Annotated in this window: 24 protein-coding genes and 1 riboswitch; of the genes, 3 read left to right on the top strand and 21 right to left on the bottom strand. The window is 39.5% G+C overall.

Going from position 1 to position 23,767, the window contains the following annotated elements; translation table 11 throughout:
- Positions 1 to 363 precede the first annotated feature (363 nt).
- Entirely contained in the window at positions 364 to 2,160 is a 1,797-nt protein-coding gene (locus ACMZOO_RS17360; RefSeq protein ID WP_440904571.1) for a M61 family metallopeptidase, read from the top strand.
- A gap of 40 nt (positions 2,161 to 2,200) precedes the next feature.
- Here ACMZOO_RS17360 and ACMZOO_RS17355 read toward each other — a convergent pair whose 3' ends face one another.
- The 17 genes from ACMZOO_RS17355 to queE all read right to left on the bottom strand — a co-directional run bounded on the left by ACMZOO_RS17355 (position 2,201) and on the right by queE (position 18,221).
- Positions 2,201 to 3,046 (bottom strand): M23 family metallopeptidase, encoded by an 846-nt coding sequence (locus ACMZOO_RS17355; protein WP_440904569.1) that lies wholly within the window; start codon positions 3,044 to 3,046, stop codon positions 2,201 to 2,203.
- Between the two features lie 25 nt (positions 3,047 to 3,071).
- Positions 3,072 to 3,962, bottom strand: coding sequence for a 6-carboxytetrahydropterin synthase (locus tag ACMZOO_RS17350; RefSeq protein WP_440904568.1), 891 nt, complete (start codon positions 3,960 to 3,962; stop codon positions 3,072 to 3,074).
- 112 nt (positions 3,963 to 4,074) lie between these two features.
- Complete coding sequence (locus ACMZOO_RS17345; RefSeq protein ID WP_440904567.1) at positions 4,075 to 4,350, bottom strand: RNA recognition motif domain-containing protein; 276 nt, start codon at positions 4,348 to 4,350, stop codon at positions 4,075 to 4,077.
- A gap of 427 nt (positions 4,351 to 4,777) precedes the next feature.
- Positions 4,778 to 6,148 carry a class II 3-deoxy-7-phosphoheptulonate synthase gene (locus ACMZOO_RS17340; RefSeq protein ID WP_440904566.1) on the bottom strand — a complete coding sequence of 457 codons (1,371 nt, stop codon included), beginning with the start codon at positions 6,146 to 6,148 and terminating at the stop codon, positions 4,778 to 4,780.
- A 91-nt stretch (positions 6,149 to 6,239) separates the two neighbouring features.
- The gene (locus ACMZOO_RS17335) at positions 6,240 to 6,722 is read right to left on the bottom strand and encodes a low molecular weight protein-tyrosine-phosphatase (protein ID WP_440904565.1); all 483 of its coding nucleotides are present in this window, start codon (positions 6,720 to 6,722) and stop codon (positions 6,240 to 6,242) included.
- A 36-nt stretch (positions 6,723 to 6,758) separates the two neighbouring features.
- Positions 6,759 to 7,817, bottom strand: coding sequence for a beta-N-acetylhexosaminidase (gene nagZ / locus ACMZOO_RS17330; protein WP_440904564.1), 1,059 nt, complete (start codon positions 7,815 to 7,817; stop codon positions 6,759 to 6,761).
- Between the two features lie 278 nt (positions 7,818 to 8,095).
- A complete protein-coding gene (locus tag ACMZOO_RS17325; protein WP_440904562.1) occupies positions 8,096 to 9,043 on the bottom strand; it encodes a cobalamin-binding protein in 948 nt (315 codons plus the stop codon).
- Positions 9,043 to 9,648, bottom strand: coding sequence for a cob(I)yrinic acid a,c-diamide adenosyltransferase (gene cobO, locus ACMZOO_RS17320; RefSeq protein WP_440904560.1), 606 nt, complete (start codon positions 9,646 to 9,648; stop codon positions 9,043 to 9,045). The genes ACMZOO_RS17325 and cobO overlap by 1 nt, the downstream gene beginning before the upstream one ends.
- Before the next feature lie 8 nt (positions 9,649 to 9,656).
- Positions 9,657 to 11,129, bottom strand: coding sequence for a cobyric acid synthase (locus ACMZOO_RS17315; RefSeq protein WP_440904558.1), 1,473 nt, complete (start codon positions 11,127 to 11,129; stop codon positions 9,657 to 9,659).
- A 43-nt stretch (positions 11,130 to 11,172) separates the two neighbouring features.
- Positions 11,173 to 11,841 (bottom strand): histidine phosphatase family protein, encoded by a 669-nt coding sequence (locus ACMZOO_RS17310; RefSeq protein ID WP_440904557.1) that lies wholly within the window; start codon positions 11,839 to 11,841, stop codon positions 11,173 to 11,175.
- Positions 11,842 to 11,850: 9 nt separating this feature from the next.
- Entirely contained in the window at positions 11,851 to 12,402 is a 552-nt protein-coding gene (cobU, locus tag ACMZOO_RS17305; RefSeq protein WP_440904556.1) for a bifunctional adenosylcobinamide kinase/adenosylcobinamide-phosphate guanylyltransferase, read from the bottom strand.
- A complete protein-coding gene (locus ACMZOO_RS17300; RefSeq protein ID WP_440904554.1) occupies positions 12,386 to 13,180 on the bottom strand; it encodes an adenosylcobinamide-GDP ribazoletransferase in 795 nt (264 codons plus the stop codon). The genes cobU and ACMZOO_RS17300 overlap by 17 nt, the downstream gene beginning before the upstream one ends.
- Complete coding sequence (cobT, locus tag ACMZOO_RS17295) at positions 13,173 to 14,267, bottom strand: nicotinate-nucleotide--dimethylbenzimidazole phosphoribosyltransferase (RefSeq protein WP_440904553.1); 1,095 nt, start codon at positions 14,265 to 14,267, stop codon at positions 13,173 to 13,175. Before cobT ends, ACMZOO_RS17300 begins: the two co-directional genes overlap by 8 nt.
- A 2-nt stretch (positions 14,268 to 14,269) precedes the next feature.
- Positions 14,270 to 15,274, bottom strand: coding sequence for a FecCD family ABC transporter permease (locus ACMZOO_RS17290; RefSeq protein WP_440906318.1), 1,005 nt, complete (start codon positions 15,272 to 15,274; stop codon positions 14,270 to 14,272).
- Positions 15,267 to 16,058 (bottom strand): ABC transporter ATP-binding protein, encoded by a 792-nt coding sequence (locus ACMZOO_RS17285; protein ID WP_440904551.1) that lies wholly within the window; start codon positions 16,056 to 16,058, stop codon positions 15,267 to 15,269. Before ACMZOO_RS17285 ends, ACMZOO_RS17290 begins: the two co-directional genes overlap by 8 nt.
- 309 nt (positions 16,059 to 16,367) lie before the next feature.
- Positions 16,368 to 16,453: riboswitch (cobalamin riboswitch) on the bottom strand.
- A 113-nt stretch (positions 16,454 to 16,566) separates the two neighbouring features.
- Complete coding sequence (locus tag ACMZOO_RS17280; RefSeq protein WP_016955824.1) at positions 16,567 to 17,472, bottom strand: PhzF family phenazine biosynthesis protein; 906 nt, start codon at positions 17,470 to 17,472, stop codon at positions 16,567 to 16,569.
- Between the two features lie 83 nt (positions 17,473 to 17,555).
- Positions 17,556 to 18,221 carry a 7-carboxy-7-deazaguanine synthase QueE gene (gene queE / locus ACMZOO_RS17275; protein WP_440904549.1) on the bottom strand — a complete coding sequence of 222 codons (666 nt, stop codon included), beginning with the start codon at positions 18,219 to 18,221 and terminating at the stop codon, positions 17,556 to 17,558.
- A gap of 70 nt (positions 18,222 to 18,291) precedes the next feature.
- Here queE and queC point away from each other — a divergent pair, with 70 nt between their 5' ends.
- Entirely contained in the window at positions 18,292 to 18,951 is a 660-nt protein-coding gene (queC, locus tag ACMZOO_RS17270; RefSeq protein WP_440904548.1) for a 7-cyano-7-deazaguanine synthase QueC, read from the top strand.
- 8 nt (positions 18,952 to 18,959) lie between these two features.
- On the opposite strand, the gene ACMZOO_RS17265 is transcribed toward queC, so the two are convergent.
- Positions 18,960 to 19,619 carry a GNAT family N-acetyltransferase gene (locus ACMZOO_RS17265; protein WP_440904546.1) on the bottom strand — a complete coding sequence of 220 codons (660 nt, stop codon included), beginning with the start codon at positions 19,617 to 19,619 and terminating at the stop codon, positions 18,960 to 18,962.
- Positions 19,620 to 19,633: 14 nt separating this feature from the next.
- Positions 19,634 to 20,824, bottom strand: a complete 1,191-nt coding sequence (locus tag ACMZOO_RS17260; RefSeq protein WP_440904545.1) for a hypothetical protein — start codon at positions 20,822 to 20,824, stop codon at positions 19,634 to 19,636.
- A gap of 134 nt (positions 20,825 to 20,958) precedes the next feature.
- On the opposite strand from ACMZOO_RS17260, the gene gshB reads away from it, so the two are divergent.
- Positions 20,959 to 21,912, top strand: a complete 954-nt coding sequence (gene gshB, locus ACMZOO_RS17255) for a glutathione synthase (protein WP_440904544.1) — start codon at positions 20,959 to 20,961, stop codon at positions 21,910 to 21,912.
- Between the two features lie 73 nt (positions 21,913 to 21,985).
- Here gshB and ACMZOO_RS17250 read toward each other — a convergent pair whose 3' ends face one another.
- Positions 21,986 to 22,459 (bottom strand): DUF1456 family protein, encoded by a 474-nt coding sequence (locus tag ACMZOO_RS17250; protein ID WP_440904542.1) that lies wholly within the window; start codon positions 22,457 to 22,459, stop codon positions 21,986 to 21,988.
- The gene (locus ACMZOO_RS17245; RefSeq protein WP_440904540.1) at positions 22,459 to 23,712 is read right to left on the bottom strand and encodes a DEAD/DEAH box helicase; all 1,254 of its coding nucleotides are present in this window, start codon (positions 23,710 to 23,712) and stop codon (positions 22,459 to 22,461) included. Before ACMZOO_RS17245 ends, ACMZOO_RS17250 begins: the two co-directional genes overlap by 1 nt.
- Between the last annotated feature and the right edge of the window lie 55 nt (positions 23,713 to 23,767).

Genomic DNA, 23,767 nt, shown 5'->3' with positions numbered 1-23,767 from the left:
CGTTTTTAGTACAAGGCATGTTAATGAAGGAATGTAGGTACCTTTCAAATTAACATAACGCAGTAATAGAAACGCTGTGAAGCTCCCGAAGGGCAAGGCTAAAAAGCATTTATACTGCGTTATTGATTTTGAAAAGGGGCAACCATTATCTTCAATCAATGCCTTGTCTAAATGCTTTTTATCTCGTGCTGAAATCTCGCATCTTCAAGTAGCTTGGGTATATAGAACGTTAAACGCTTAACCTAAGTTAAAAAACGCAACAAATTTATAGCCAAAGTTTTATACTTAACTTGATGTGATGGCCTCCTCTCACATCAGGTTACTTATTTAGCTCATCAATTTAATAATCTAAAAAGAAAATATATGTCTATTAAATACACAGTAAATTTCGACTTAGCCAATCAACATATTTATCAAGTCACTATCCAAGTACCAACACATCAACAAAAACGACTCAATTTGTCGCTACCGGCTTGGATACCAGGCTCATACATGATCCGCGACTTTGCAAAAAACATTATCGACCTACAAGCAAAAATAGATGGCCAAGCAATTGAAATTGAGCTCATTGATAAACAAAACTGGCAAATAACCACCCTTGGTCAAGCGTGTGAAATTAGCTATCAAGTATATGCATTTGACAGTTCAGTGCGTACAGCATATTTAGACCAACAAAGAGCATTTTTTAACGGCACAAGTTTATTTATTAGCGTTAATGAATTCGCCGATGCGCCGCAACAAGTAGAGTTACAAACGCCAAGTTTTACCGATAAGTGGAAAGTCGCAACTGGACTACAAAGACCTAGTGATACTCAAGTGTATCAATTTGGTTTGTATCAAGCGGATAACTATGCAGAGCTTATCGACTGTCCTGTAGAAATTGGTGATTTCACCCATTTGGAATTTACTGTCGCTGGTACACCACATTACCTAATTTTAAACGGCAAACACTTTGCAGATACTCAAAGGCTGATAAAAGATGTCAGCAAGTTATGCCAACACCATATAGATTTGTTTGAACGCGAAACCGGCGGCAAACCGCCTTTTAACGAGTATTGGTTTTTAACCAACATTCTACCAAGTGGCTTTGGTGGTTTAGAGCACAAAAATTCCACCGCACTGCTCTGCTCTACTTTTGATTTTCCAAATATCAATAAACCAGAAGAATTATCCGAAGGATATAAAACCTTTTTAAGCTTGGCGTCGCATGAATATTTTCACAATTGGAATGTCTGCCGAATTAAGCCTGCAGAGTTTATTCCTTACCAACTAAACAGTGAAAGTTACACCAAACAATTATGGGCATTTGAAGGAATTACGTCTTATTACGATGATTTAAGTTTATTCCGCACTGGCATAGTCGAATTTAGTGATTACATAAAAACCAAAAGCAAAACCATTAGCCGAGTGAATCGCGGTAAAGGTCAGCTTAAACAAAACCTAATTGAATCTAGTTTCTACGCTTGGACTAAGTTTTACCAACAAGGTCCAGATGCAGCTAACAACATAGTAAGTTATTACACTAAAGGAAGTTTACTTGCACTATGGTTAGATCTAAGTATTCGCAAACACACAAATTCAACTAAATCATTAGATGATGTAATGCGTGTATTGTGGCAAGAGTACCTAGATGGTGGTGAAAGTTATAGCGGTACGGGATTAGAAACAGTTATAGATATAGCTGAAAGCATAACTCAAGCGCAAATTAAACAAGCATTTTTCGATATTTTGAACGGCAAAGACATAGTGCCACTGACTGATTTATTGGCTGAATTTGGTGTTGAGTACAAACAAGCTGCGTCCAAAGTTAATTCACCACTCGACATTAGCACTGAAGATCACAGCCCATATTTGGGATTAATCTACAAAGAAGCCAAACTCGGTTTAGAAATTGCGCAAGTATTAAATGACAGCCCAGCCGAACAAGCAGGCTTAAGCGTGCAGGATGTAATTGTTGCTATAGACAACTTAATAGTTAATACGGGTAACTTCAGCAATATAACTAACAATCTAAACTTAGATAAGAGCTATCCAGTAGCTTATGTAAGAAATGGCGAGTTATGTACAACACAAGTTCAACTGGTTAAACCTATTAGTGAGTTGATCGAATTAACCTTGGTTGATGAAGAAAAAGCTAGAGGTTGGCAGAAAATTAACTAATAAGATATTAGTTAACTAGTAGTTAGTTGCAGACAACCAGCTACTCATTACCACCCGCTTCTACCCAAAATGCAGGGTCGAGGCGGACGTTCTTCCAGTTAATACGCCAGTCTAAATGATTACCTGTCGCGCGGCCTGACTTACCTATCTCACCTATCTTTTCGCCCTGTTTAACTTTTTGGCCGTCGACAACATCAAGTTTAGAAAGATGAATAAAGGTGGAGGTAATACCATAACCGTGATCTAAAATAATAGTTCCACCAGAATAAAACATATCATTGTGAGCTAAACGGATAATACCAGCTGCAGGAGCAACAACAGGTGTACCTTTTGGGGCTGCTACATCCAGGCCAAAATGAGGTCTTTTCGGCACACCATTAAATACGCGTTGACTACCATAAACACCGGAAATACGCCCTTTTGCAGGCCAAATAAAGCTAGTTAAAAAATCGAAGGATTCTGTGTGTTTGTTGCGAGCTAGCCAGATTTGTTCGTTTTCGCCTTTAATTCGGTCTAAAACGTCTTTTGGAGGGCTAACCGTTTTTTGTGGTACACCATTTACTCTGTCTGTTTTGTATTGACGTTGCTCTAATTCAACCACCGCCATGTAATCAGCTTTATTGTTAAAGCTAAATACCAGTTTTTGCACAGCTTTAGCATCGCGTCCAAAACCAACTAAAAAATTGCCATCTGGCGTACATTGGCCAGAATATTTATCTTCACCATCTATTACCGTTACTTGAGTGCAATCAGCAAACTGGCCTTTAATAAAGCCACCTTGTGCCAAAGCTTGCGCTTCAACTTGGTAGTTTGCCGCCGCTTGCCCAAACAAAACGTAACCACACAAAGTAATAACAGATAAAGCAGAAGATAAAGTTTTTAGCATAGCGTGGTCAAAATCCTATGTCAGATTAATTAGCAACACTCGATTGAGAAATTGCACCTTTAGATACACCCTCATAGGCCAACACACGGATATTTTGTTCAGGTTGTTGTGCTTGCATCACTTCTAGCATAAATTCTGCTAAACATTCGACAGTAGAATCTCTGTCAATTACATCAGCACAAGATTTAGGGCAAACCAACTTAAATTCCCCTTGAGATGCGGCATAAGAAAAAGCAAAGTAATTATCAGCTAACAAGTCATGTTGTTGGCAAAATTGCTCAAGCAACCCAAGATCCATATCTTCTTCACTGCCGATATAAATATCTTTCCAGCGTTTCGCCCAATATAGCTGCCAATCACGATTTTCTGCGCCATCTACCATAACAGTTACTTTCGACCTATGGCCATGTACTATGCGTTGACAGTTGCCATCGTGCTTTTTCAACCCATGACTATAATGATAATACTCCTGCGCAATATTTTCCGGGCGCAAAGTAATTTCAATGTCTTTAACGTTTTCCGGCATATGACGCATTATAGTGGCGCGGATCAGTGGTTTAACACTGTCGATTGATATGCTTTGGTCTTGCACAAAACAATAAGCTGACGGTGGCGCTGACATATAAATAAGCTCTAGATCTTGCGTTTTGTACACAACATCTAAATTATCGTCTTCGGTAATTTTTTTACTAACTAACGCGCTGGAATCTTCCGCAATATGTAGTTTATGATCAAATTCACGGTCAATAATGCGTTTAATTTGGCTTTTAACCACACCAAAATCTAGTACCATATTTTGATCGTTCAAATTACCAATCAGTGCAACGTCTACAATCCAGCTTTCGCCAACTATGCCACGCTTGGCATCAAGGTAAGAAAAATCGATAACAGTTAAGTCATTTACGAAAAGATGCATGAAGTCAGCTTATATTTGCAGAAAGAGAAAATAAGCTGGATATTATACGCTTCATATCTCAAGCTGCAACTTAAAGGCTTCGGCAATTATTAAATGACTCAGCTATTTGCAATTAAGCCGGTGTTCTGCGTGGAGGTCTTTTTGCTGGGCGAGGACGCGCTTCATTTACCGTTAATGTTCGGCCCATGACCTCAGTTCCATGCAAACTTTTAATCGCGGTTTCACCATCAGCTTTGTTTTCCATTTCCACAAATGCAAAACCTTTTGAGCGACCACTTTCTCTGTCTAAAACTATTTTTGCTCGGCTGACATTACCAAATGCAACAAAAGCTTCACGTAAATCATTTTCGGTGTATTTGTACGGCAGGTTTCCAACATAAATATTCATTCAAAATTCCTTCGAACTAACTGGCACTACTAAAACACGATAATCTGCTAGTTAACCTGAACTCTGGATAACAACTTGCTTTCTAGAGGCTATTTATCCTTATAACAGCGTTGAATTCGCTAGTAATAGCCCAGCTATTACGTACGCAAATTCGCCTTGTTCTAAGAATAACTATCTCTCTAGAATGGCTGTAAATAGACTTAACTATTAATAACAATGAGTTAGCTAACTTGTTATCCAGAGTTCAGGTTAGTTATTGTTAGCCGATTAATAAACATACAGATTAGGGGCAGTTTGTGACATTTTGTCAGGAATCTCTAGTTATTTTTTAACCTATATATAGAGCGGAATGATCTATTGATTAGAATTAGAACTGTTCGCCAACAAGGTATCTAGCCCGTTGACGAACGTATAAAAGATTAGGTTATTACTTAGTACTCGCCAAATAATCAGCTCTAGCCGTTTTTAGCGTATCGCTTATGCTAAAGGCCATTTCTAATACTTGGTTTTGATTTAAACGTGGATCACATTGGGTGCGATAACTACGCTCTAAATCTGCTGATGATAAATTATAAGCACCACCAGTACATTCAGTTACATCAAGACCAGTCATTTCTAAGTGAATACCACCGGCATAACTGCCCTCAGCTCTGTGTACCGCAAAGAAAGACTCAATTTCTTTCAAAATCGCATTAAAATCACGGGTTTTATAACCGTTGTCAGTTTTAATAGTATTGCCGTGCATAGGATCACTGGTCCACACAACATTACGCCCTTCCTCTTTAACCCGTTTAACTAACTTAGGTAACTTATCGGCTAGGTTGTCTGCGCCCATACGGGTAATTAAGGTTAAACGCCCTTTTTTGTTTTCAGGGTTTAACGCATCAATTAACTCAATAAGTTGGTCTGGTTGCATACCCGGGCCGACTTTCACACCTATCGGATTATTAATACCACGGAAGTATTCGATATGCGCGTGATCAAGCTGACGCGTGCGCTCACCAATCCAAACCATATGTGCTGAACAGTCGTACCATAATCCTGTTAGCGTATCTTTACGCGTTAATGCTTCTTCATAGTTAAGCAATAAAGCTTCATGCGAGGTATATAATTCAGTTTCTTTAATTACCGGAGTGTTCTGTGCGTTAATGCCACAAACCTCCATAAAACCAAGGGCTTCTTGAATTCTATGTGCTAAATCGTGATATTTATCCGCCACAGGCGAATTCTGCACAAAGTCCATATTCCAGCGGTTGACTTCATGTAAATCAGCCAAACCACCTTGAGCAAAAGCACGCAATAAATTTAACGTTGCTGATGAATGGTGATAAGCGGTAAGCAAATTTTCTGGATTTGGAATACGCGCAGCTTCGGTAAATTCAAAACCGTTAATAATGTCACCACGGTAAGTAGGCAGAGTTACACCATCGCGCGTTTCTGTATCTTCCGAGCGAGGTTTTGCGTACTGCCCAGCCATACGTGCAACTTTAACAATTGGGCAGTTGCCACTAAAAGTTAATACCACTGCCATTTGCAACAAGGTTTTAAAAGTATCGCGAATTTTCGGTGCATTAAAATCGGCAAATGATTCTGCACAATCACCACCTTGCAACAAAAATGCTTGTCCGCTAGAAACTTTAGCTAGGTGATCATGTAACTGGCGTGCTTCAGCCGCAAAAACCAAAGGTGGAAAAGTTTTAAGCTGAGATTCAACTTGTTTTACTTTGGCTAAATCTGGATATGTTGGCTGCTGTAAAATTGGAAAATTGCGCCACGAACTCGGAGACCACTGTGCCATATTGATACCTACTTATTTTAGATTTAATTGAATTTAGCTTAGCTGTATTGCACGTACATGAATAATAGAAAAAACAGGTTAACTCAATCGTTTAACTTAAACGCTTGAGCAAGCCGTTGGATGCGTCTTCGACTAAGTCTAGTACATATTCAAAACCTTTGGCACCACCATAATATGGATCTGGCACTTCATCCACATCAGGGTAACTATCCGCAAAGTCTAAAAACATTTTAACTTTGTGTTGGTATTCAGCTGGGCATTCATCTAACAAATCGTGATAGTTGGCTCTGTCCATCGCTAAAATTAAATCATAGTGTTCAAAATCAGCCTGCACAACTGGACGTGCGGCTAAACCTTTAAAGTCATACCCACGGGCTTCACCAGCTTTACGTGCCCTTTGGTCTGGTTTTGCACCTTTGTGATAACCAGCAGTACCAGCCGAATCAATTTCAATTGGAAGTTTACTTTCTTTTAATTTTTGACGAAAAACCGCATGCGCCGTTGGTGAGCGGCAAATATTGCCAAGGCAGACGAATAATAAAGAACGCGCATTTAATTTGTTGTTATCAGACATGATATTTCCAAGAATGTATTAAGGTCAGTTTCAAGATCAGTTAACTGCATCCGCTATTTGTTGGCAGATTTTACTGGCATTACGCCAGCGCACTGTTTGCTCGATATCATTAAAGCTATATGGTTTAGTGTTAATTAATTCAAGCACAGCTTGTTGGTATTTTTCTGACGCTTGAGTTTGATTAGTTTTAAATTGTTGCCACGCATCTAATATGCTTACCGCGCCATCTCGGTTGTTACAAGCTAATGCAACTGTGCAACCAGCATCGAAAGCTGCTTGCGCTTTATCAACATAATTACCAGCAACATTAGCAGCTTGCATAGACAAATCATCGCTAAAGATCACGCCATTAAACCCTAGCTGTTTACGTAAAATAGTTTGTAACCAGTATTTTGAAAAACCGGCTGGTTTTTCATCGATATCTGGGTAAATTACATGCGCTGGCATTACCGCTTGTAATAGGTTTTGTTCAATTAAGTTTTTGAATGGCAATATATCTAAATTAAAAATTTCTTCTTTACTACGCTTATCAATTGCTGCTGCATGATGGGTGTCTGCTTGCACACTACCGTGCCCGGGGAAGTGTTTACCACAAGCGGCCATACCAGCTTGTTGCATGCCTATAATAAATTGCTTAGCGTTTGTTTCAACATCGCTTGGGTTGTCTGCAAAAGCTCGTTTGCCGATAACATCGGATACGCCGTTTAAATCCAACACAGGCGCAAAACTTAAATCAACACCACTGGCAGTCACTTCGCTTGCCATTAACCAACCTAGCTCTTGCAATATATTTATTTCAGAGTGTTGCTTTTCGGGTTGTAGGGCGTACTGTTTTGAATACAGCGCGGCATCGGACATAGCTGGAATTTTATTGTAGCCATTAATAAAACGTTGTACGCGCCCACCTTCTTGGTCGACTGCTATCAATATTGGCCGTTTGGCCGCTTGGCGAATAGCTTCAGTCAAAGCGCAAATTTGTTGTTTGTCGTAAAAGTTACGAGCAAATAGAATGACCGATGAAACAAACGGATGTTGTAATAATTCTTTTTCTTCAGCGTCTAATTCAAAGGCTGAAACATCTATCATTAAAGACATAGTACGTACTGTTGGCTCTTGATGTTGGCAAAGTAAAAACCGCCTTACTCTATCACTTGTTGAGTTTTAAAGTAAGGCTTGTGGTTAACCTGAAATCAGGATAACAACTTGCCTGCAAGGGGCTCTTTATCCTTATAACTGCGTTGAATTCGCTAGTCATAGCCTGCTATTACGTACGCAAATTCGCCTTGTTCTAAGAATAAATTTCTCCCTAGAAGATTAATAAATAAACATTGTTAATTACAATAAATTAGCTAACTTGTTATCCAGATTTCAGGTTAGTTGGATAAAGACTTATTAGCGTAAAACTGCCTAGCAGTGTCAATTTTATCGCACAGCACTTGCATTTCTTCGACCACGCGTGGGGTCATTCTGTGCAATTTATCGCTGTTAACAAGATAAATTTGTTTGTTTTTTACCGCTGGAATACTGCTGAACTTTTGCCAATATTCGATTTCGCCATTTGGCTCTGATACTGATGTTGGAATAATAATTACATCAGGATTCGCCACCAGCACATTTTCAATGCTGACATGCGGATAATCACCAACTAAATCAACAAAAGGATTTTGCGCTTTACACACATCGAGAATTTTTTGCGGCCAAGCTTGATTCGCAACTGTGGTTAACGGCGCGGACCATAACTGATAAAACACTGTTATTGGCTTCTTGTCAGCGTTGTCCTCTTTAATCTTTTTTAGCTTTTGCAAATAATTATCCGCTACCTGCTGCGCTTGCTGCTGGTTACCTGTGAGTTCACCAAATTTTATTAATTCTTCGGCAACGCCTTCAAGTTCACGAGGTTTGGAATACACAACTGGAATACCAAGTTTTTCAACTCGAACTAAATCTTCTGGTGGATTGCCTGTTGGCCAAGCAACTAAATAGTCTGGTTTTAATTGCAGTATTTTTTCTATTTGCAGCACAGCGTAGTTGCCAATGCGCGGTACTTGTTTGGCCGCTTCTGGATAATCTGAATGCTCAGTTGTACCAATAACCTGCTCGCCTGCCCCTACTGCAAATAAGTTTTCGATTATATGCGGAGCTAATGCAATAACTGTTGGTTTATGTTTTTGAGCTTGTGTTTGCAATTGTTTTTGTGCTTGTTTTGGCACTTGGCCAGCATCGGCTAACACAACAAAGCTAAACAAACTGGCAAACATTGAGCCCGCAGCTACAACTGAAGTCAACGACTTAGCACGCTTTGATAAGAACTTGATTGGCATTACCAATCCACTCCTTTTTGCGCTTTAACTCCAGCTTCAAATGCGTGTTTAACTGATTGCACTTCACTAACTGTATCGGCAATTTCTAACAGCTTTTTGTGTGCACCTCGACCTGTCACCACAATATGCTGGTTAATTGGTCGATTTACAATTGCGTCTAACACTTCGTCCAAGTCTAAATAGTCGTAACTCAACATATAAGTTAGCTCGTCTAATAAAACTAGGTTAATGCTTTCATCTTGCAGCAATTTTTTTGCTTCTACCCAAACCTTTTGTGCAGCAGCAATATCCGCTTCACGGTTTTGTGTTTCCCAAGTAAAACCTGTTGCCATTACGTGAAATTGGCAGCCGTGTTGTTCTAACAAATTACGCTCGCCACAAGCCCAAGTGCCTTTAATAAATTGCACAACAGCGGCAGTTAAACCATGGCCAATTGCGCGGGCAACCGTACCAAAACCTGAAGTTGATTTACCTTTACCATTACCGGTGATAACAATTACGATGCCGCGTTCTTCTGATGCAGCATTAATTTTTGCATCTACTTTATCTTTTAAACGCTGCATTCTTGCTTGGTGTCGTTCGTTTTTACGTTCTAAATCTGCCATTTTACTGCCTAAGATATGTTTATATTTTTGAATAATAATTCGAGGTCTAAATGCTGCTCACACGCATCGGCTAGTTTATCTATCGCTTGTTGCTGTAAACTTTGATAATCAAGTTGCCGAGTTAACTCTATGCCGCACCATTTAGCGAGTGCGGGAATAACTGCTGGGGTGTCAAAAATACCGTGTAAATAACAGCCAGCGACTTGTTCATCAGCATTGATAAAGCCGTTGTCCGCGCCGTTTGTGCTTAATAATTCTCGACCTTGTGTTCTATCTAACACATGTGAAATGCCACAATGAATTTCATAACCGCTAAGTTCTACCACTTCATCAGAAAACTTTAGTTGAGCTTGGGTGTGTTTAAGTTCTTTGTTGTCTGTTAGCTCTGTGCTAATCGGTAAATAACCTAAACCTTGTGATGTACCCGCAATATCTTCAATACCATTAGGGTCGTTTATTTCAGAGCCTAACATCTGGTAACCACCACAAATGCCAAATACTTTGCCGCCATAACGCAGGTGTTTTTCAATGGATTTGTCCCAGCTAACTTTTTGCATATGAGCTAAATCTGCTCGAACGTTTTTACTGCCAGGTAAAATAACTAGATCAACACTCGGAATAGCCTGCTCAGGGCCGACATAGATTAATTCTACGTTTGGATGCAAACGCAATATGTCAAAGTCGGTATGGTTACTAATGCGTGGAAAAACTGGAATGGCGACTTTAAACTTAACCTCTTCTAACACCTGCTGCGTGGTAATTGCATCTTCTGCGGCAATTTCTAAACCCCGAATATATGGCAATACACCAATAACAGGTTGGTTGGTTTTGTTTTCGAGCCAAGTTAAACCAGATTCAAGTAATTTTATATCACCACGAAATTTATTGATGATAAAACCTTTTACTCTATTTCGTTCAGACTCAGATAACAATTCTAGAGTGCCAACTAACTGGGCAAATACGCCACCTTTGTCAATATCCGCCACTAAAATAACCGGGCAATCAACAGCTTCGGCAAACCCCATATTGGCGATATCACCTTCACGCAAATTAATTTCAGCGGGAGATCCAGCGCCCTCAACCACAATTGCTTGATACTTTTGTTTAAGGCGTTGATGCGAGACTAGCACAGCATCCATAGCAACTTTTTTATAGTCGTGATATTGCTGCGCCTGCATTTGTGAAATGGCTTTACCGTGAATAATTACCTGTGCGCCGGTGTCTGAGCTTGGTTTTAATAAAATTGGATTAAAATCAACATCTAATTCGACACCGGCAGCCAAAGCTTGCACCGCTTGCGCCCGCCCAATTTCACCACCATCAGGCGTAACTGCACTATTAAGTGCCATATTTTGTGGTTTAAAAGGTGCAGTATGGACACCTCGACGTTTTAAAATTCGACAAATAGCCGCTACAACAGTGCTTTTTCCTGCGTCCGAGGCTGTGCCTTGGATCATCAAAGTTTTATTGGTTTTATCCATTTTTAATTCAATATTTTAACTAGCTTGTTATCCCGAGCTCAGGTTAAATAACAAAACTCGGATTAAAATCAGCTTTTGGTGAGCATTGTGGTTTACAACCTATGGTTTTAATTACAGGCATAGCTTTTTGATAAGCAGCCAGTTCAACTCGTGTAAAACTTGCGTAATCAATTTTTAATTGGCTAAACCAAAGTGCGTTACGCCAATCTATATCCAGCATAATGGCCAACATCATTTTTATAACGCCTGCATGGCACACCAATAAATAGTGTTGTCCTTGGTTATGTTCAGCTAATTCACCCCATAAACTTTTTACCCGTTTACCAAATTGTTTAAGGGTTTCACCTTGAGGTGGTGTATTGCGATATGGGTTTTCCCAAAAAGCTTCTAGCTTAGACCAATGGGCGCGGAGGCGGTCAAACGGAATGCCGTCCCAACGGCCAAAATCCATCTCGGATAAACGCGAATCTAAAATAATCTCTTTGCCCGTCGTTTCGGCATAATCTTCAGCAAACATAGCGCAGCGCAAAAGTGGTGATGAAACAATTTTATCAATTGGTTCACATTTATTGATGTAATCCACACTTGCTTGCATGTCGGCTAAACCTTGTTCAGACAAGGTTACATTAGAATGTCCGTACAAGGCTGGGCGTCCTGCCACTGCGCCATGACGCAATAAGGTAAATTTCGCAGCGGTTTTATTTTCAGTCATGTGTACTCCTTAATCGCTTTGCGAGTTTAGTGCAGGATTAGCATAGTTAAACATTGGCAAACCTGCTGCCATAAAAGTTACTTTATGCGCGATTTGTGCCAAGGTTTGATTTAAGCGCCCCGCCTCATCAACAAATTCACGGCAAATCGCCGTTGCGGGTACCACTCCTAATCCTACTTCGTTTGCCACTACAATAATATCTACCTTGAGTGACTGTATAGTTGCAGCTAAATGGTCGAATTCTTTCTGCCAATTAACCGGCTGTTTTTCAAACATTAGATTATTAATCCATAAGGTTAAACAATCTAGCAAAATAACATCTGCTTGTTGTTCAGCTTGCTTTAGAGCTTTAGCTAACTCAATTGGTTCTTCAACTAATGACCAATTTTTTGGTCTTCTGTCTTGATGGTGTTGAATACGGTTGTCCATTTCACCATCAAAGCGAGTTGCGGTGGCAATATAACAGACTTGGTTATAAGGCATTGCCAACTGCTCAGCAAATTTTGATTTTCCTGAACGCGCACCACCAATAACAAAATGAAAGTTAGCCAATGAAATCATCTAAAATAGGTAAGTTGTTATGCACAAATGCAACAACTACTAAATAAATTAACACTTCAGATATTTGCTGCGCGCCACCTAATGTATCGCCTGTAAATCCACCAATTTGTTTGATTAAAAAACGATGATAAACAACAAGAAAGATACCTAAAAAAATCACCAGTGCTAGCGTTAATCGCCAATGCAAAATTAAGCTGATAGGCAAGATAAAGATAAAATTAATCAGGCTTTCTTTACGAGTTTGGTTTTCAGCTAAAGGTTTAGATTTACTCCCTTCAGCTTCAACATAAGGTGTTAACGTCAGTAAAAATGCCGCGGTTGCGCGTGATAGCGCATAACTAATAGGTACAAGCCAAATTAGCCATACAGCCAAATGCGTCCATAACAACAGCTTGGCGATTAATGCGAGTATTAACGCAGCTGAGCCATAAGTACCTAAGCGGCTGTCTTTCATAATGCGGAGTTTGTCGGCTTTTGTAAAACCACCACCAAAACCGTCGGCCATATCGGCTAAACCATCTTCGTGAAAAACACCAGTTAATAACAGGCTTGATACTAACAAACACCAAACAGCAACATCTGTTGGAAACAATTGGCTCAAGCCAATAAAACCCAAAGATAAAATGCCACCAACAAACCAACCGACCAAACTAAAATATCTATTACTTTTGTTGAGGTTTTGTTGGCTATACTCCACCCAATTTGCCACCGGCAAACGGGTAAAAAAGCTCAGCGCCAGTAAAAATAAGTTTAGCTGTACACGCAAAGGATTAAACAACCTTAGTTACCTCTGCATCGGCAAAACTGGCCATATTGTTGTAAAAATGCGCAGCACTGCGAATAAGCGGAATTGACAAAGCCGCCCCCGTACCTTCGCCCAAGCGCATATTTATATCTAACAAAGGTTTAGCACTCAGTTCGGCTAACAATAACTTATGACCATATTCTTCACTCTTATGCGCAAATACCATGTAGTCGCGACAATTTTCATTAATGCGACAAGCCAATAAAGCTGCAGCAGTTGAGATAAAACCATCGACCACAATAATCTTTTTCGCTTCAGAACACGCCAGCATAGCGCCAGCCATTTGGCCTATTTCAAACCCACCTACTTCGGCTAAACAATCTAACGGTTGTAAATTTTTGTCAGCAAACTTTTGTTTAACTCGACTGACACTTTGTTTTATTAAGTTAAGCTTCAAGCGATATTGTTCGTCGCTAATGCCTGTACCGCGCCCGACTGTTAATTCAGCGCCTTGTTCGGTTAATAAACAAGTTAATGCCGATGCGCTTGAAGTATTGCCAATACCCATCTCACCAAAACCAATTACAGAATATTGGTTAAAATAAGCTTTGATTAACTCAGCGCCTTGATTGATACAAGCTTGTGCCTGCTCAGTTGTCATCGCACTAGTTTGCGAAAAGTCTTGAGTGCCGGCTGCAATACGCGATTCAATAAAACTGCCGTTTTGTAAATAAGCTGATTTATTGGGATGTTGTAGTGGCGTTAAAACACCTGTATCCACCACATGTAATTGCACTTGATTCGCAGCACAAAAACAGTTGATTGCCGCACCACCATTTAAAAAATTAGCCACCATTTGCTGAGTTACTTCGCTTGGCGCAATGCTAATACCTTGTGCCGCAATACCATGGTCGCCAGCAAAGACAAAAACTGCTGCTTTGGCTACATCTAGTTTTTGCTGAATATTTTGCTGCTGTTGAATTAATGCCATTTGAAATGCTAGGTCTTCAAGCTGGCCTAATGCGCCCAAAGGTTTGGTTTTACCATCTATTTTGTCTTTTACTTGTTCGATAAATTCTGGTGTATTAATTTGCGCCAAATTCTCAATATTAAACTGCATGGTTAAACCTTTTTATGCATTAAAGTTAAAAAGAATAAACTACCGATTATTGACGTTATCACGCCAATTGGAATTTCTTGTCCATCTACTGCTGTGCGTGCAAGCACATCGACCCACAACATAAAAATTGCGCCAACGAGCGCACTGCCGCAAACTAAAATTAAACTGGTTGAAGCAAATAAGCGCCGCACTATATGTGGGATCATCAAACCAACAAAACCTATACCACCACAATATGCCACTATGGTTGCGGTAATCGCAGCACAAACCATTAATAAAATAACCCGCACTAAAGTGACATTTATACCCAAAGTAGCGGCACTTTCATCACCTAATAAAATGGCATCAAGCTGGCGATGTAATAAAACAACTATAGCCAAACCTATTAACAGTACAGGAACAATCCAATACAAATGCGGCATTTCCACCCGCGCCAATGAGCCCATCAACCAAAACATCACGCGGTTAGCTGCAAACGGATCGCCCATATATAAAACAAATTGGCTAAGCGCACTCAACATAAAAGACACAGCGACACCAGCTAATAATAAAGACTCGATTTTACGCGCATGTTTACCGGCAACCGACACGGCCATCACAATAACAATAGCGAGAATTGCGCCTAAAAATGCTGCTATCGGCAAATAGTTCGCACTCGCCTCTTTAAACGCAACAGTAATGATAGTAGCGCCTAAACCTGCGCCGGAAACGACCCCAAATAAATAAGGCTCTGCCAATGGATTTCGAGTGGTGTTTTGTAATACCGCACCTGCAACAGCTAAACCGGCCCCACACAAAGCGCCAATAATCACTCTCGGTAAACGTATTTGCCAAACTAAGGTTTGCGTTAGCGGATCAGCGCAAGTTGCAAATAAACAGCTATACACAGAACTTAAAGTTAAATCAGCCGCGCCCATCAGAATAACAGTAAAAAAACTGACAATTAGCAGCATTGAACAAAAAGCAAACTTAAGCCAGATTTTTGAATCTGTATTGTAGTTATTCATCATGGTTAACCTGCTGCGGCCAGTGATAAAACATATGCACACTGTTATCTAACGGATTCAGCCCTTTTTGCACTGGAAGCTTAAAAATATCGCTGATAGATTCTTCATCTAAAACATCAGCAGGTTTGCCACTTTTTACAATATGTCCTTTATCCATCACCAATAAATTATCACTGTATTGCGCAGCTAAATTTAAATCGTGCACTGTCATTAACACTGTAATTCCAAGCCCCGCCAGTAACGCTAATATCTGATGTTGAAAGTGCACATCTAGATGGTTTGTTGGTTCGTCCAAAATCAACAACTGAGGTTTTTGCACTAAAGCTTTGGCAATTAACACCCGCTGCTGCTCACCACCAGATAGTTGATCAAAATATTTATTTAATAATGGAGATAAATCGAACTGCTGAATAATTTTATCTAAATGCTCTGTTTGATTTTTAGCACTAAAACCAAACCAGTTTAAATGCGGCAATAAACCAAGCTTGATTAAATCTATTACTTTTAAATGACACACAGCATCATTTTGTTGCGTAACCACAGCAATTTGTTGGGCTATTTGCCGACGATTTAATAGCGATAAACAAGTTTGGTTGAGTTTTATCTGCCCTGTTTGATTGGTAAGCCCCAGATAAATACTGCGCAGCAAAGATGTTTTGCCAGCACCATTTGGGCCAACAATAGCAGTAACCGAATTCGCCACCAACTCAAAGTTAATGTCGATTAGTATTTGCTGTTGTTCTGTTGCCCAATTTAAATTAGATACTTGTAAACTTGCTGCCATTCAAAACCTAAAGTGCATTCCGATAAACTTTCGATGAAACACTTATAGCCGATTGAGCATTAAAGCAATAATTTAGAGCAAAACCTCTTTTTCAGGGATGAAAAAGCGGAGCGTACAAGGACGTATTTACAGCGTTTTTGCGATAATTATGCTTTAGTGCTCCATCCACAGACTAGAAGGTTCACGTGCCACCCAAACTTCAGCGGAAAAACGCTCAGCAGCAAATAACAAAAGCCACGCAAAAACCTGCATGGAAGGAAGAGAAGAAATTTAGCTACTTTCGTGTTTTCCCGCACGAAACTTAAAAATTGGTATCTGACTTATTGCTTGCCAATACATAGTAAACAAACAACATACAGTTGCGGGTACAGTTGCAGACTCTCACTGCATTCCCAATAGCGGCGCATTGTAACAGTATCGAAATGGAATTCAATTTATAAAAAAACAGCCAATCGTTAAATTGGCTGTTTCAATTATTCTAAATAAACTTTTCTAAAAGTTACAAAAACTAAATTAACAATTGTCCTTCTGACGCTAATACTGCGCTACCACCAATATTCACGGTTAATTCGTTGTCTTTGTTCGATACCATATCTACATGTAAGAAACTGCGGCGGCCTTGGTGTGCGCCACGCTCTGCAACAAAGTTAGATGGTAATTCAGAATACACAGGGAACTGATTTAAATAGCCTGCAAATGCTGGGATGGACGCACCAATTGGTGGATCTTCATGAATACCAAATACAGGACCAACTAAACGACAGTGGAAGTCAGAGGTTGAAAACGCACTCTTACCGCTAAACAACAAGATCGCATTCGCGCATGTTGCTGGTGCAGCCGAACGCGCCCATGCATCATAATTAAAGCGCGCGGCTTTAAGTGACTCAAAACTATCAACTGGCACAATCAAATACGGAATATGGGTTGCCACTAATAATGGGGTAAAACCATTGACGTTAAAGTGATAACTTTCAATCGATAACATATCACCCAGCTCTTCAGCACTTGGGGTGAAACGGTCAAATTCCAGATTGGCTGTAGTCGTAAATTGATTAAATACAGGTTCACCGTTTTCCATAATCACTTTACAACTAACACAACCATGGGTTTCTTCTAAACTGAATTGATTTTCACCATCTTTTAATTCAATTTCACCTGTTTTGGCTAATGCATAAATTGCCGCGATAGTTGGATGTCCACCAAATTCGAATTCTCTTTTACCATTAAAAATGCGAATTTTCTTTTGCGCTTTGTCACTAGGTAAAATAAATACTGTGCGCCATAAGTTAAACTCAGCTGCAATTGCTAACATTTGCTCGTCTGACAATGCTTGAGCATCTGGCACGACTGCGATTTGCGCCCCTTCAAAACGTTTTTTGGTAAACACGTCAACCGTATAAAATTTAATAGCCATAGATACTCCGTCAAATTTGTGTTTGTGCGCTATTTTTTATAATAGTCTTATTAGCAGGAATTGCCTTTAAAATTAATACCTTTTTAATCAATCATCAAGTACTTATGCATTTGCACTGACAATCGCCAGTTATTTTTTATACATTCTGCAATCGCAAGTTCAGTTGCGCGCTTTTTTTGGCTGATTGGCTGCAAACAGACTTCAACAAAATTATCATGGGTCACTTGTGCAAGCAAAGCATGTAAATCTTCAATGTGTTGTTCAGTTGCGACTGGATGTTTAATCTCGTTGGCGCGGTTTAATGCCGACTCAAGCACTTTGTAGCCACCTTTCATACCCACTTTTGGTGATACAGTTACATAAGTATCTTTATGGGTATAAATTTCAAATGTACCACTGGTTTCTATTTGGGTAGTAAAACTATTGTTGTGCAATAATTCAGTTAACGGGCGCAAATCATACATACAAGGCTCACCGCCGGTGATCACTATGTGTTTGGCCGAGTAATTTTGTAAACGAGCCAACAACATCTGCTCATCTAAATCAGCCCAACAATCAGAGGTGTTTGACACATTTATAATGTTTTCAACATCCGTTAGTTTAGTTTTATCAACTTCCCATGTGTGTTTAGTATCACACCAAGAACAGCCCACAGGGCAACCTTGCAAACGCAAAAATATCGATGGCACGCCTGTTTTTGCGCCTTCACCTTGTATGGTTTCAAATATTTCATTAACCGGATAATTCATATTAGGCTTGTAACCTGCCTTTTACTGAGTACACTTATCGCCGCATTATAAGCTGAATTGAGAGGAAAGTATGTCTGAAAAAGTAGTTGTTATATATTCTGGTGGTATGGACTCATTCACTGTACTCAATTTGGCTATTCAGCAAGGCTTTGATGTATACGCCTTATCTTTTAATTATGGTCAGCGCCATGTAAAAGAATTAGAGTACGCAAAATCTGTCTGCCAAGGTTTAAATATTCCACATAAGATTGTTGATATTTCAGCAATTAATCAGCTTTTGGCAGGTAGCTCATTAACCGATGATATAGACATTCCCGAAGGCCACTACGAAGAAGAAAATATGAAATCGACTGTGGTACCAAACCGCAATATGATTTTATTATCACTCGCTGTTGGTTATGCGGTTTCGATAAAAGCCAATAAGGTATTTTATGGTGCACACGCAGGCGATCATGCCATTTACCCTGACTGCCGCCCTGAATTTGTTGAAAAGATGAAAGCGGTTTGCGCAATAGCCGATTACCAACCTATTAGCATTGAAACGCCATTTTTAAACGACAGCAAAATAGACATTTTAACCCAAGGTTTAAACATGGGTTTAGACTATAGCCAGACATGGACATGTTATAACGGCCGTGAGCAGGCTTGTGGTAAATGTGGTGCCTGCACTGAACGTTTAGAAGCATTTAAACTTAACAATGCAGTTGACCCACTCACGTACGAAAATTAATTATTAAGTTAGTCACTATAAACGTACTTAAACATTAACTTAGCGTTAATTTCTCCAACTTTAAGTTCCGCGATTGGTTGATAGTCTGCTTGTTCAAAAAAGCCTATGTAACTGTCAACCGTTACTAACACACCTGCCCCTTGGCTGTTTTTATCTTCGGCTAACATAGTGTCAATTGCATCTAACAAATAATGTCCGACACCATGGTGTTGATGATTTGGGTGTACCGCAATAAAAGCAATTAAATGGTATTGTTCTGCGGGAATGGCTTCACGTACCTTCTGTTCTTTTTCTATCATGGCTTTGGTTGATACCATTCCAGCGGTTAACATCATTTTTAACCGCCAGTGCCAAAAGCGTTTTGAGCCAAAGTTACTATTAGGCTCAATTAAACAAGCCACAGCCAACAAGTGATCATCGTCGTCATAAATGCCAATCATCGGCTGGTTTTGTTCCCAAAAGACCAACAATTCTTCACGAATAGCGGCACGGAGTTTTTGTTCGTAACCTTGCTCTTTGCTGTTAAAACAATCCATAAAAAATGGATCATCATGGTAAGCCTTATATAACAAAGAACTTGCGATATTGATGTCCTCACCCGACAGGTAAGCAGCGTTTAATATTGGCGTTGCACTTTCCATAAGTTTTATATTTATTTTGCTGAACACAAAATAAATATCGCCTATTTTGCTGTTTTTTCAACCTGCTTGGGTAATTTTTCTAGCAATTTATTTAAGGCGCGAATAAGTTGATATTTATATAGGCCTATTAGCGCTAAAACCAACACAAGCCATAAAGCGAAGTTGCTTGAAGGCTGTACTTGAGTTTTATTTATTAAATGCACAGTTAATCTATTTTCTATTAACTTTGTTTGGTCAACTATCAGAACACTTTGTTGTTTAAGCTTTTCTAATTGATTGGCAAAATCTAACCTAGCTATCAGTTTGTCCGCTAAATTAGTAACATCATCTAAGGTATCAATATTGTTCTTTTGCCAAATTTTCAGCGCCATTTTTGTTGGTATATCGGCAAAATCATGGACAACTTGTTTAAAGTGTTGTGCCGAATTTGGGTAGCTTGAAATCAATGCATTTAGCTCTTGGACAGTTTGAGCGTAAAATATAGATTCGTAATTTTGTAATAACCTATCAGCCGCGAGTTGTAAGTTTTCCAGCTTTTCTTCCGCTTGTTTGTAGTTTAGTGCATTAAATAAGTCGGTTTGATTGGCATTAGCCGTTAATTGCTCAAATTTAGCTTCATTCTTGTAACTACGCATACGCTCTAACGTCGGCTCTATTGCTCTACGATAGTTATTTTTACTCTCATCTATTTGCTTGAGTGACGACAACACAATTTCTTGGCTTTGTTTATATTGCTCAGCTTGTGCAATTAACACATCCATTTTGTTAACTAGTTCGGCAATGTCGGTTAGCACGCTTGAAAAGTTGCTTTCGGCCATAGGGTGAATCAAAGATCCGTTAATAGCCGCTTGTATAGCCAGTAAATTCTGTTTAATTTCGGTCGTTTCAACTTGTACATCTTTGCTTGTACTCGGCTGCTGTGCTGCAACTACATCTCTAATTTTTTGGCTTTGAATTAAATAATCACTGGTTTGATTATGCTGAAACAAGCCAAATATTATGGCTAAAACCGCAGTTACTATAATTGTGATAAATAAGCTTTTACTAGAACTAAAATTATATTTGTGATGTAAAGAAACTAATTTATCTTTTAGTGAAGGGCTCGCTTTTCCCTCTTCACTTAAAACTTCACTTGCAACCTCATTTACCTCGCAAGACTCAGAAGTTTGTGGTGTTTCTGTGTTTTTTGACTGCGGCTGGCTGACATCCAACTCTAAGTTTTCTTGTTTCATATCTTTTAACTTTTAATTAGCGCAGCAACAATTTAGCGTTAAAACATAGCAATTGGCAAATTTAACTTGAATATACTCGGTCTAGTACCAATATCTTGAAAAGTTATTTCAGTTCTCAAAAATTTGGTAAGCATATGAGTTTAAAAATTGGCATTGTGATGGATCCCATCCAAAGTATAAATATTAAGAAAGATTCAAGTTTTGCAATGTTGCTTGAAGCACAAGCACGTGGCTATGAAATTTATTACATGGAAATGCAAGACTTGTATTTAATCGATGGTGAAAGTTATGCCAACACCCGTAAACTAAAGGTAGAACAGAATCCCGACCAATGGTTTGAGTTTTTATCAGAAAGCGAAGCTTTACCACTTGCTGAGCTAGACGCCATTTTAATGCGTAAAGATCCACCTTTTGATACTGAATATATTTACGCAACTTATATGCTAGAGCGCGCCGAAGAAAAAGGCACTTTGATTGTAAATAAACCACAAAGTTTACGTGATGCTAACGAAAAGCTTTTTACCGCTTGGTTTAGTGATTTAACTCCAACAACTTTAGTATCGCGCGATAAAAACCAAATAAAAGCGTTTCATGCCCAACACAAAGACATCATCTTAAAACCGCTTGATGGTATGGGTGGCGCATCAATTTTTCGTGTAACTGAAAACGATAAAAACCTTGGGGTGATTATTGAAACCCTAACTGAGCATCAAACTCGTTATGCTATGGCCCAAACATATATTCGAGAGATTACCGAAGGCGATAAACGCATTTTGGTAGTAGATGGTGAACCGGTTGAATATTGTTTAGCGCGTATTCCGGCGCAAGGCGAAACCCGTGGTAACTTAGCCGCAGGTGGTCGTGGAGAAGCAAGACCACTTTCAGACAGCGATTGGCAAATAGCTAAAACTGTAGCACCTAAATTAAAAGAAAAAGGTCTGATTTTTGTTGGTTTAGACGTTATTGGTAACAAGTTAACGGAAATTAATGTAACTAGCCCAACTTGTATTCGTGAAATTGAAGCTGCATTTGGCATTAATATTTGTGCACGTTTATTTGATGCAATTGAAAAGCGCTGCCAGCAATAATACCAGTACCTGTAAATTTGTGGCTAACGCTCGTTAGCCACAAACTTTTAAAGCCAAATTGAAACTATTCTGATTATTTTGTGCTTTTTCCTTCTGCATATTTAAGCTGTAAACCCATTAAAAAACGGCGTAAAACTTGGTCTTTGCATTCGCGATAATGGCTGTGATTGTTTCTTCTAAAAAACGCACTGAGCTCATGTTTGCTTAAATCGAACTCAGCTAACTTTAAAATAGCCAATATATCTTCAGCTTGTAAATTAAGTGCAATTTTCAGCTTCATAAAAATAATATTGTTGTTTAAATGGTCTTCTGGTTTAGGTGTTGGCCCTTCACGTTTACCGCGTTTTAAATTTATAAAACCATTTAAAAAGGTAGAAAACTCTCTGTCACTGCAGCGCACGTAATAAGCGTCGTCATCTTTTTTTAACCACTGCGCAATTAAATCTGGCGCGGCTGCAGTACCAGCCGTTTCCATCATTTGTGACATTTGCGCTTCGTTCAAGTTAAAGGTGTAACGCAAGCGGCGTAGAATATCGTTATTCGTCATTAAAACTTTCTCGCTTTAGGTTTGTTGCTACTGCGTTTTTTCGGCATGGCACGTTGTTTAGCTCTGCGTTTTTCTGCAGCCCGGCTGTTTTTGCGGCTATTAGTGTTTTTAGTTGGATCAGGTTCATACCCTGCCAACCATTGTGGCGCGAGCCTTTGGTCTAACAAAGCTTCAATATCTTCTAATAGATAATTTTCATCTTCACAGACTAAAGTAATCGCTGTGCCAGTATTGCCCGCACGGCCTGTGCGACCAATGCGATGGATATAATCTTCAGCCGCATACGGCAATTCATAATTAATTACATATTGTAGTTGCTGAATGTCAATTCCGCGTGCGGCGACATCTGTTGCAACTAACGCCCTAACCTCGCCAGATTTAAAATCAGCGAGCGCAGCATCGCGCCTGCTTTGGGTTTTATCACCGTGGATCACTTGGGTTTTAATGCCATCTTTAATCATTTCTTTGGCAAGATTATCTGCACCTTGTTTGGTGCGGGTAAATATCAATACTTGCTGCCAATTTTTTGAGCCGATTAAATAAGAGGTTAATTCTCGTTTTCTATCCGCATCTACCTGATAGACAATTTGTTCAACACTGGTTGCGGCGGTATTTCTATCGTCCACCTCAATTAAAGTTGGATCCTTGAGTATACTTTTACTCAGCTTAAAAATGCTTTGGTCGAAAGTTGCTGAAAATAACATGGTCTGCCGCTGCTCAGGCACGCGTTTTAATATGCGTTCAATATCATTAATAAAACCCATATCTAGCATGCGGTCGGCTTCATCAAAGACCAAAAATTTCAAATGGCTTAAATCAACCACCCCTTTAAACATTAAATCAATTAATCGCCCTGGGGTTGCCACCAATACATCAGCCCCATCTTTTAAGCGATTAATCTGTGGGGTTAAACTGGCACCGCCATAAGCAATTTCAATTTTAAGCTCAGTGCTCTCAGCGTATTGGCAAAAATTGTTGTGCACCTGCTGCGCAAGCTCTCGGGTTGGTGTTAACACTAGAGCAGCAAGTTGTGTTGAGTCTGATGTACTAACTGGTTTTGCTAATAACTTATCAATTATCGGCAATGCAAATGCAGCGGTTTTACCCGTACCTGTTTGTGCGCCAGCCATAATGTCTTTGCCTTGCAAAACCACTGGAATAGCTTGCGCTTGAATGGGCGTTGGTTGCTCATAACCTAATTGGTTGAGCGTTTGTAAAAGCGTGGAATTTAACCCAAGGGCAGCAAAAGACATAAATCACCAGTAACATTGAAAATCGGCGGCGATTATAGCTACAATCGACAGCTGT

Source organism: Catenovulum sp. SX2 (assembly GCF_052056295.1).
Lineage (GTDB): Bacteria > Pseudomonadota > Gammaproteobacteria > Enterobacterales > Alteromonadaceae > Catenovulum.
Note: the sequence above shows the minus strand (reverse complement) of the source record. Positions and strands in the feature narration are given on the sequence as shown.

What these genes read in the sequence shown, in the direction of transcription:
- ACMZOO_RS17360 (WP_440904571.1), top strand. Translation starts at nt 364, where the DNA reads ATGTCTATTAAATACACAGTAAATTTCGACTTAGCCAATCAACATATT.
- ACMZOO_RS17355 (WP_440904569.1), bottom strand. Translation starts at nt 3,046, where the DNA reads ATGCTAAAAACTTTATCTTCTGCTTTATCTGTTATTACTTTGTGTGGT.
- ACMZOO_RS17350 (WP_440904568.1), bottom strand. Translation starts at nt 3,962, where the DNA reads ATGCATCTTTTCGTAAATGACTTAACTGTTATCGATTTTTCTTACCTT.
- ACMZOO_RS17345 (WP_440904567.1), bottom strand. Translation starts at nt 4,350, where the DNA reads ATGAATATTTATGTTGGAAACCTGCCGTACAAATACACCGAAAATGAT.
- ACMZOO_RS17340 (WP_440904566.1), bottom strand. Translation starts at nt 6,148, where the DNA reads ATGGCACAGTGGTCTCCGAGTTCGTGGCGCAATTTTCCAATTTTACAG.
- ACMZOO_RS17335 (WP_440904565.1), bottom strand. Translation starts at nt 6,722, where the DNA reads ATGTCTGATAACAACAAATTAAATGCGCGTTCTTTATTATTCGTCTGC.
- nagZ (WP_440904564.1), bottom strand. Translation starts at nt 7,817, where the DNA reads ATGTCTTTAATGATAGATGTTTCAGCCTTTGAATTAGACGCTGAAGAA.
- ACMZOO_RS17325 (WP_440904562.1), bottom strand. Translation starts at nt 9,043, where the DNA reads ATGCCAATCAAGTTCTTATCAAAGCGTGCTAAGTCGTTGACTTCAGTT.
- cobO (WP_440904560.1), bottom strand. Translation starts at nt 9,648, where the DNA reads ATGGCAGATTTAGAACGTAAAAACGAACGACACCAAGCAAGAATGCAG.
- ACMZOO_RS17315 (WP_440904558.1), bottom strand. Translation starts at nt 11,129, where the DNA reads ATGGATAAAACCAATAAAACTTTGATGATCCAAGGCACAGCCTCGGAC.
- ACMZOO_RS17310 (WP_440904557.1), bottom strand. Translation starts at nt 11,841, where the DNA reads ATGACTGAAAATAAAACCGCTGCGAAATTTACCTTATTGCGTCATGGC.
- cobU (WP_440904556.1), bottom strand. Translation starts at nt 12,402, where the DNA reads ATGATTTCATTGGCTAACTTTCATTTTGTTATTGGTGGTGCGCGTTCA.
- cobT (WP_440904553.1), bottom strand. Translation starts at nt 14,267, where the DNA reads ATGCAGTTTAATATTGAGAATTTGGCGCAAATTAATACACCAGAATTT.
- ACMZOO_RS17290 (WP_440906318.1), bottom strand. Translation starts at nt 15,274, where the DNA reads ATGAATAACTACAATACAGATTCAAAAATCTGGCTTAAGTTTGCTTTT.
- ACMZOO_RS17285 (WP_440904551.1), bottom strand. Translation starts at nt 16,058, where the DNA reads ATGGCAGCAAGTTTACAAGTATCTAATTTAAATTGGGCAACAGAACAA.
- ACMZOO_RS17280 (WP_016955824.1), bottom strand. Translation starts at nt 17,472, where the DNA reads ATGGCTATTAAATTTTATACGGTTGACGTGTTTACCAAAAAACGTTTT.
- queE (WP_440904549.1), bottom strand. Translation starts at nt 18,221, where the DNA reads ATGAATTATCCGGTTAATGAAATATTTGAAACCATACAAGGTGAAGGC.
- queC (WP_440904548.1), top strand. Translation starts at nt 18,292, where the DNA reads ATGTCTGAAAAAGTAGTTGTTATATATTCTGGTGGTATGGACTCATTC.
- ACMZOO_RS17260 (WP_440904545.1), bottom strand. Translation starts at nt 20,824, where the DNA reads ATGAAACAAGAAAACTTAGAGTTGGATGTCAGCCAGCCGCAGTCAAAA.
- gshB (WP_440904544.1), top strand. Translation starts at nt 20,959, where the DNA reads ATGAGTTTAAAAATTGGCATTGTGATGGATCCCATCCAAAGTATAAAT.
- ACMZOO_RS17250 (WP_440904542.1), bottom strand. Translation starts at nt 22,459, where the DNA reads ATGACGAATAACGATATTCTACGCCGCTTGCGTTACACCTTTAACTTG.
- ACMZOO_RS17245 (WP_440904540.1), bottom strand. Translation starts at nt 23,712, where the DNA reads ATGTCTTTTGCTGCCCTTGGGTTAAATTCCACGCTTTTACAAACGCTC.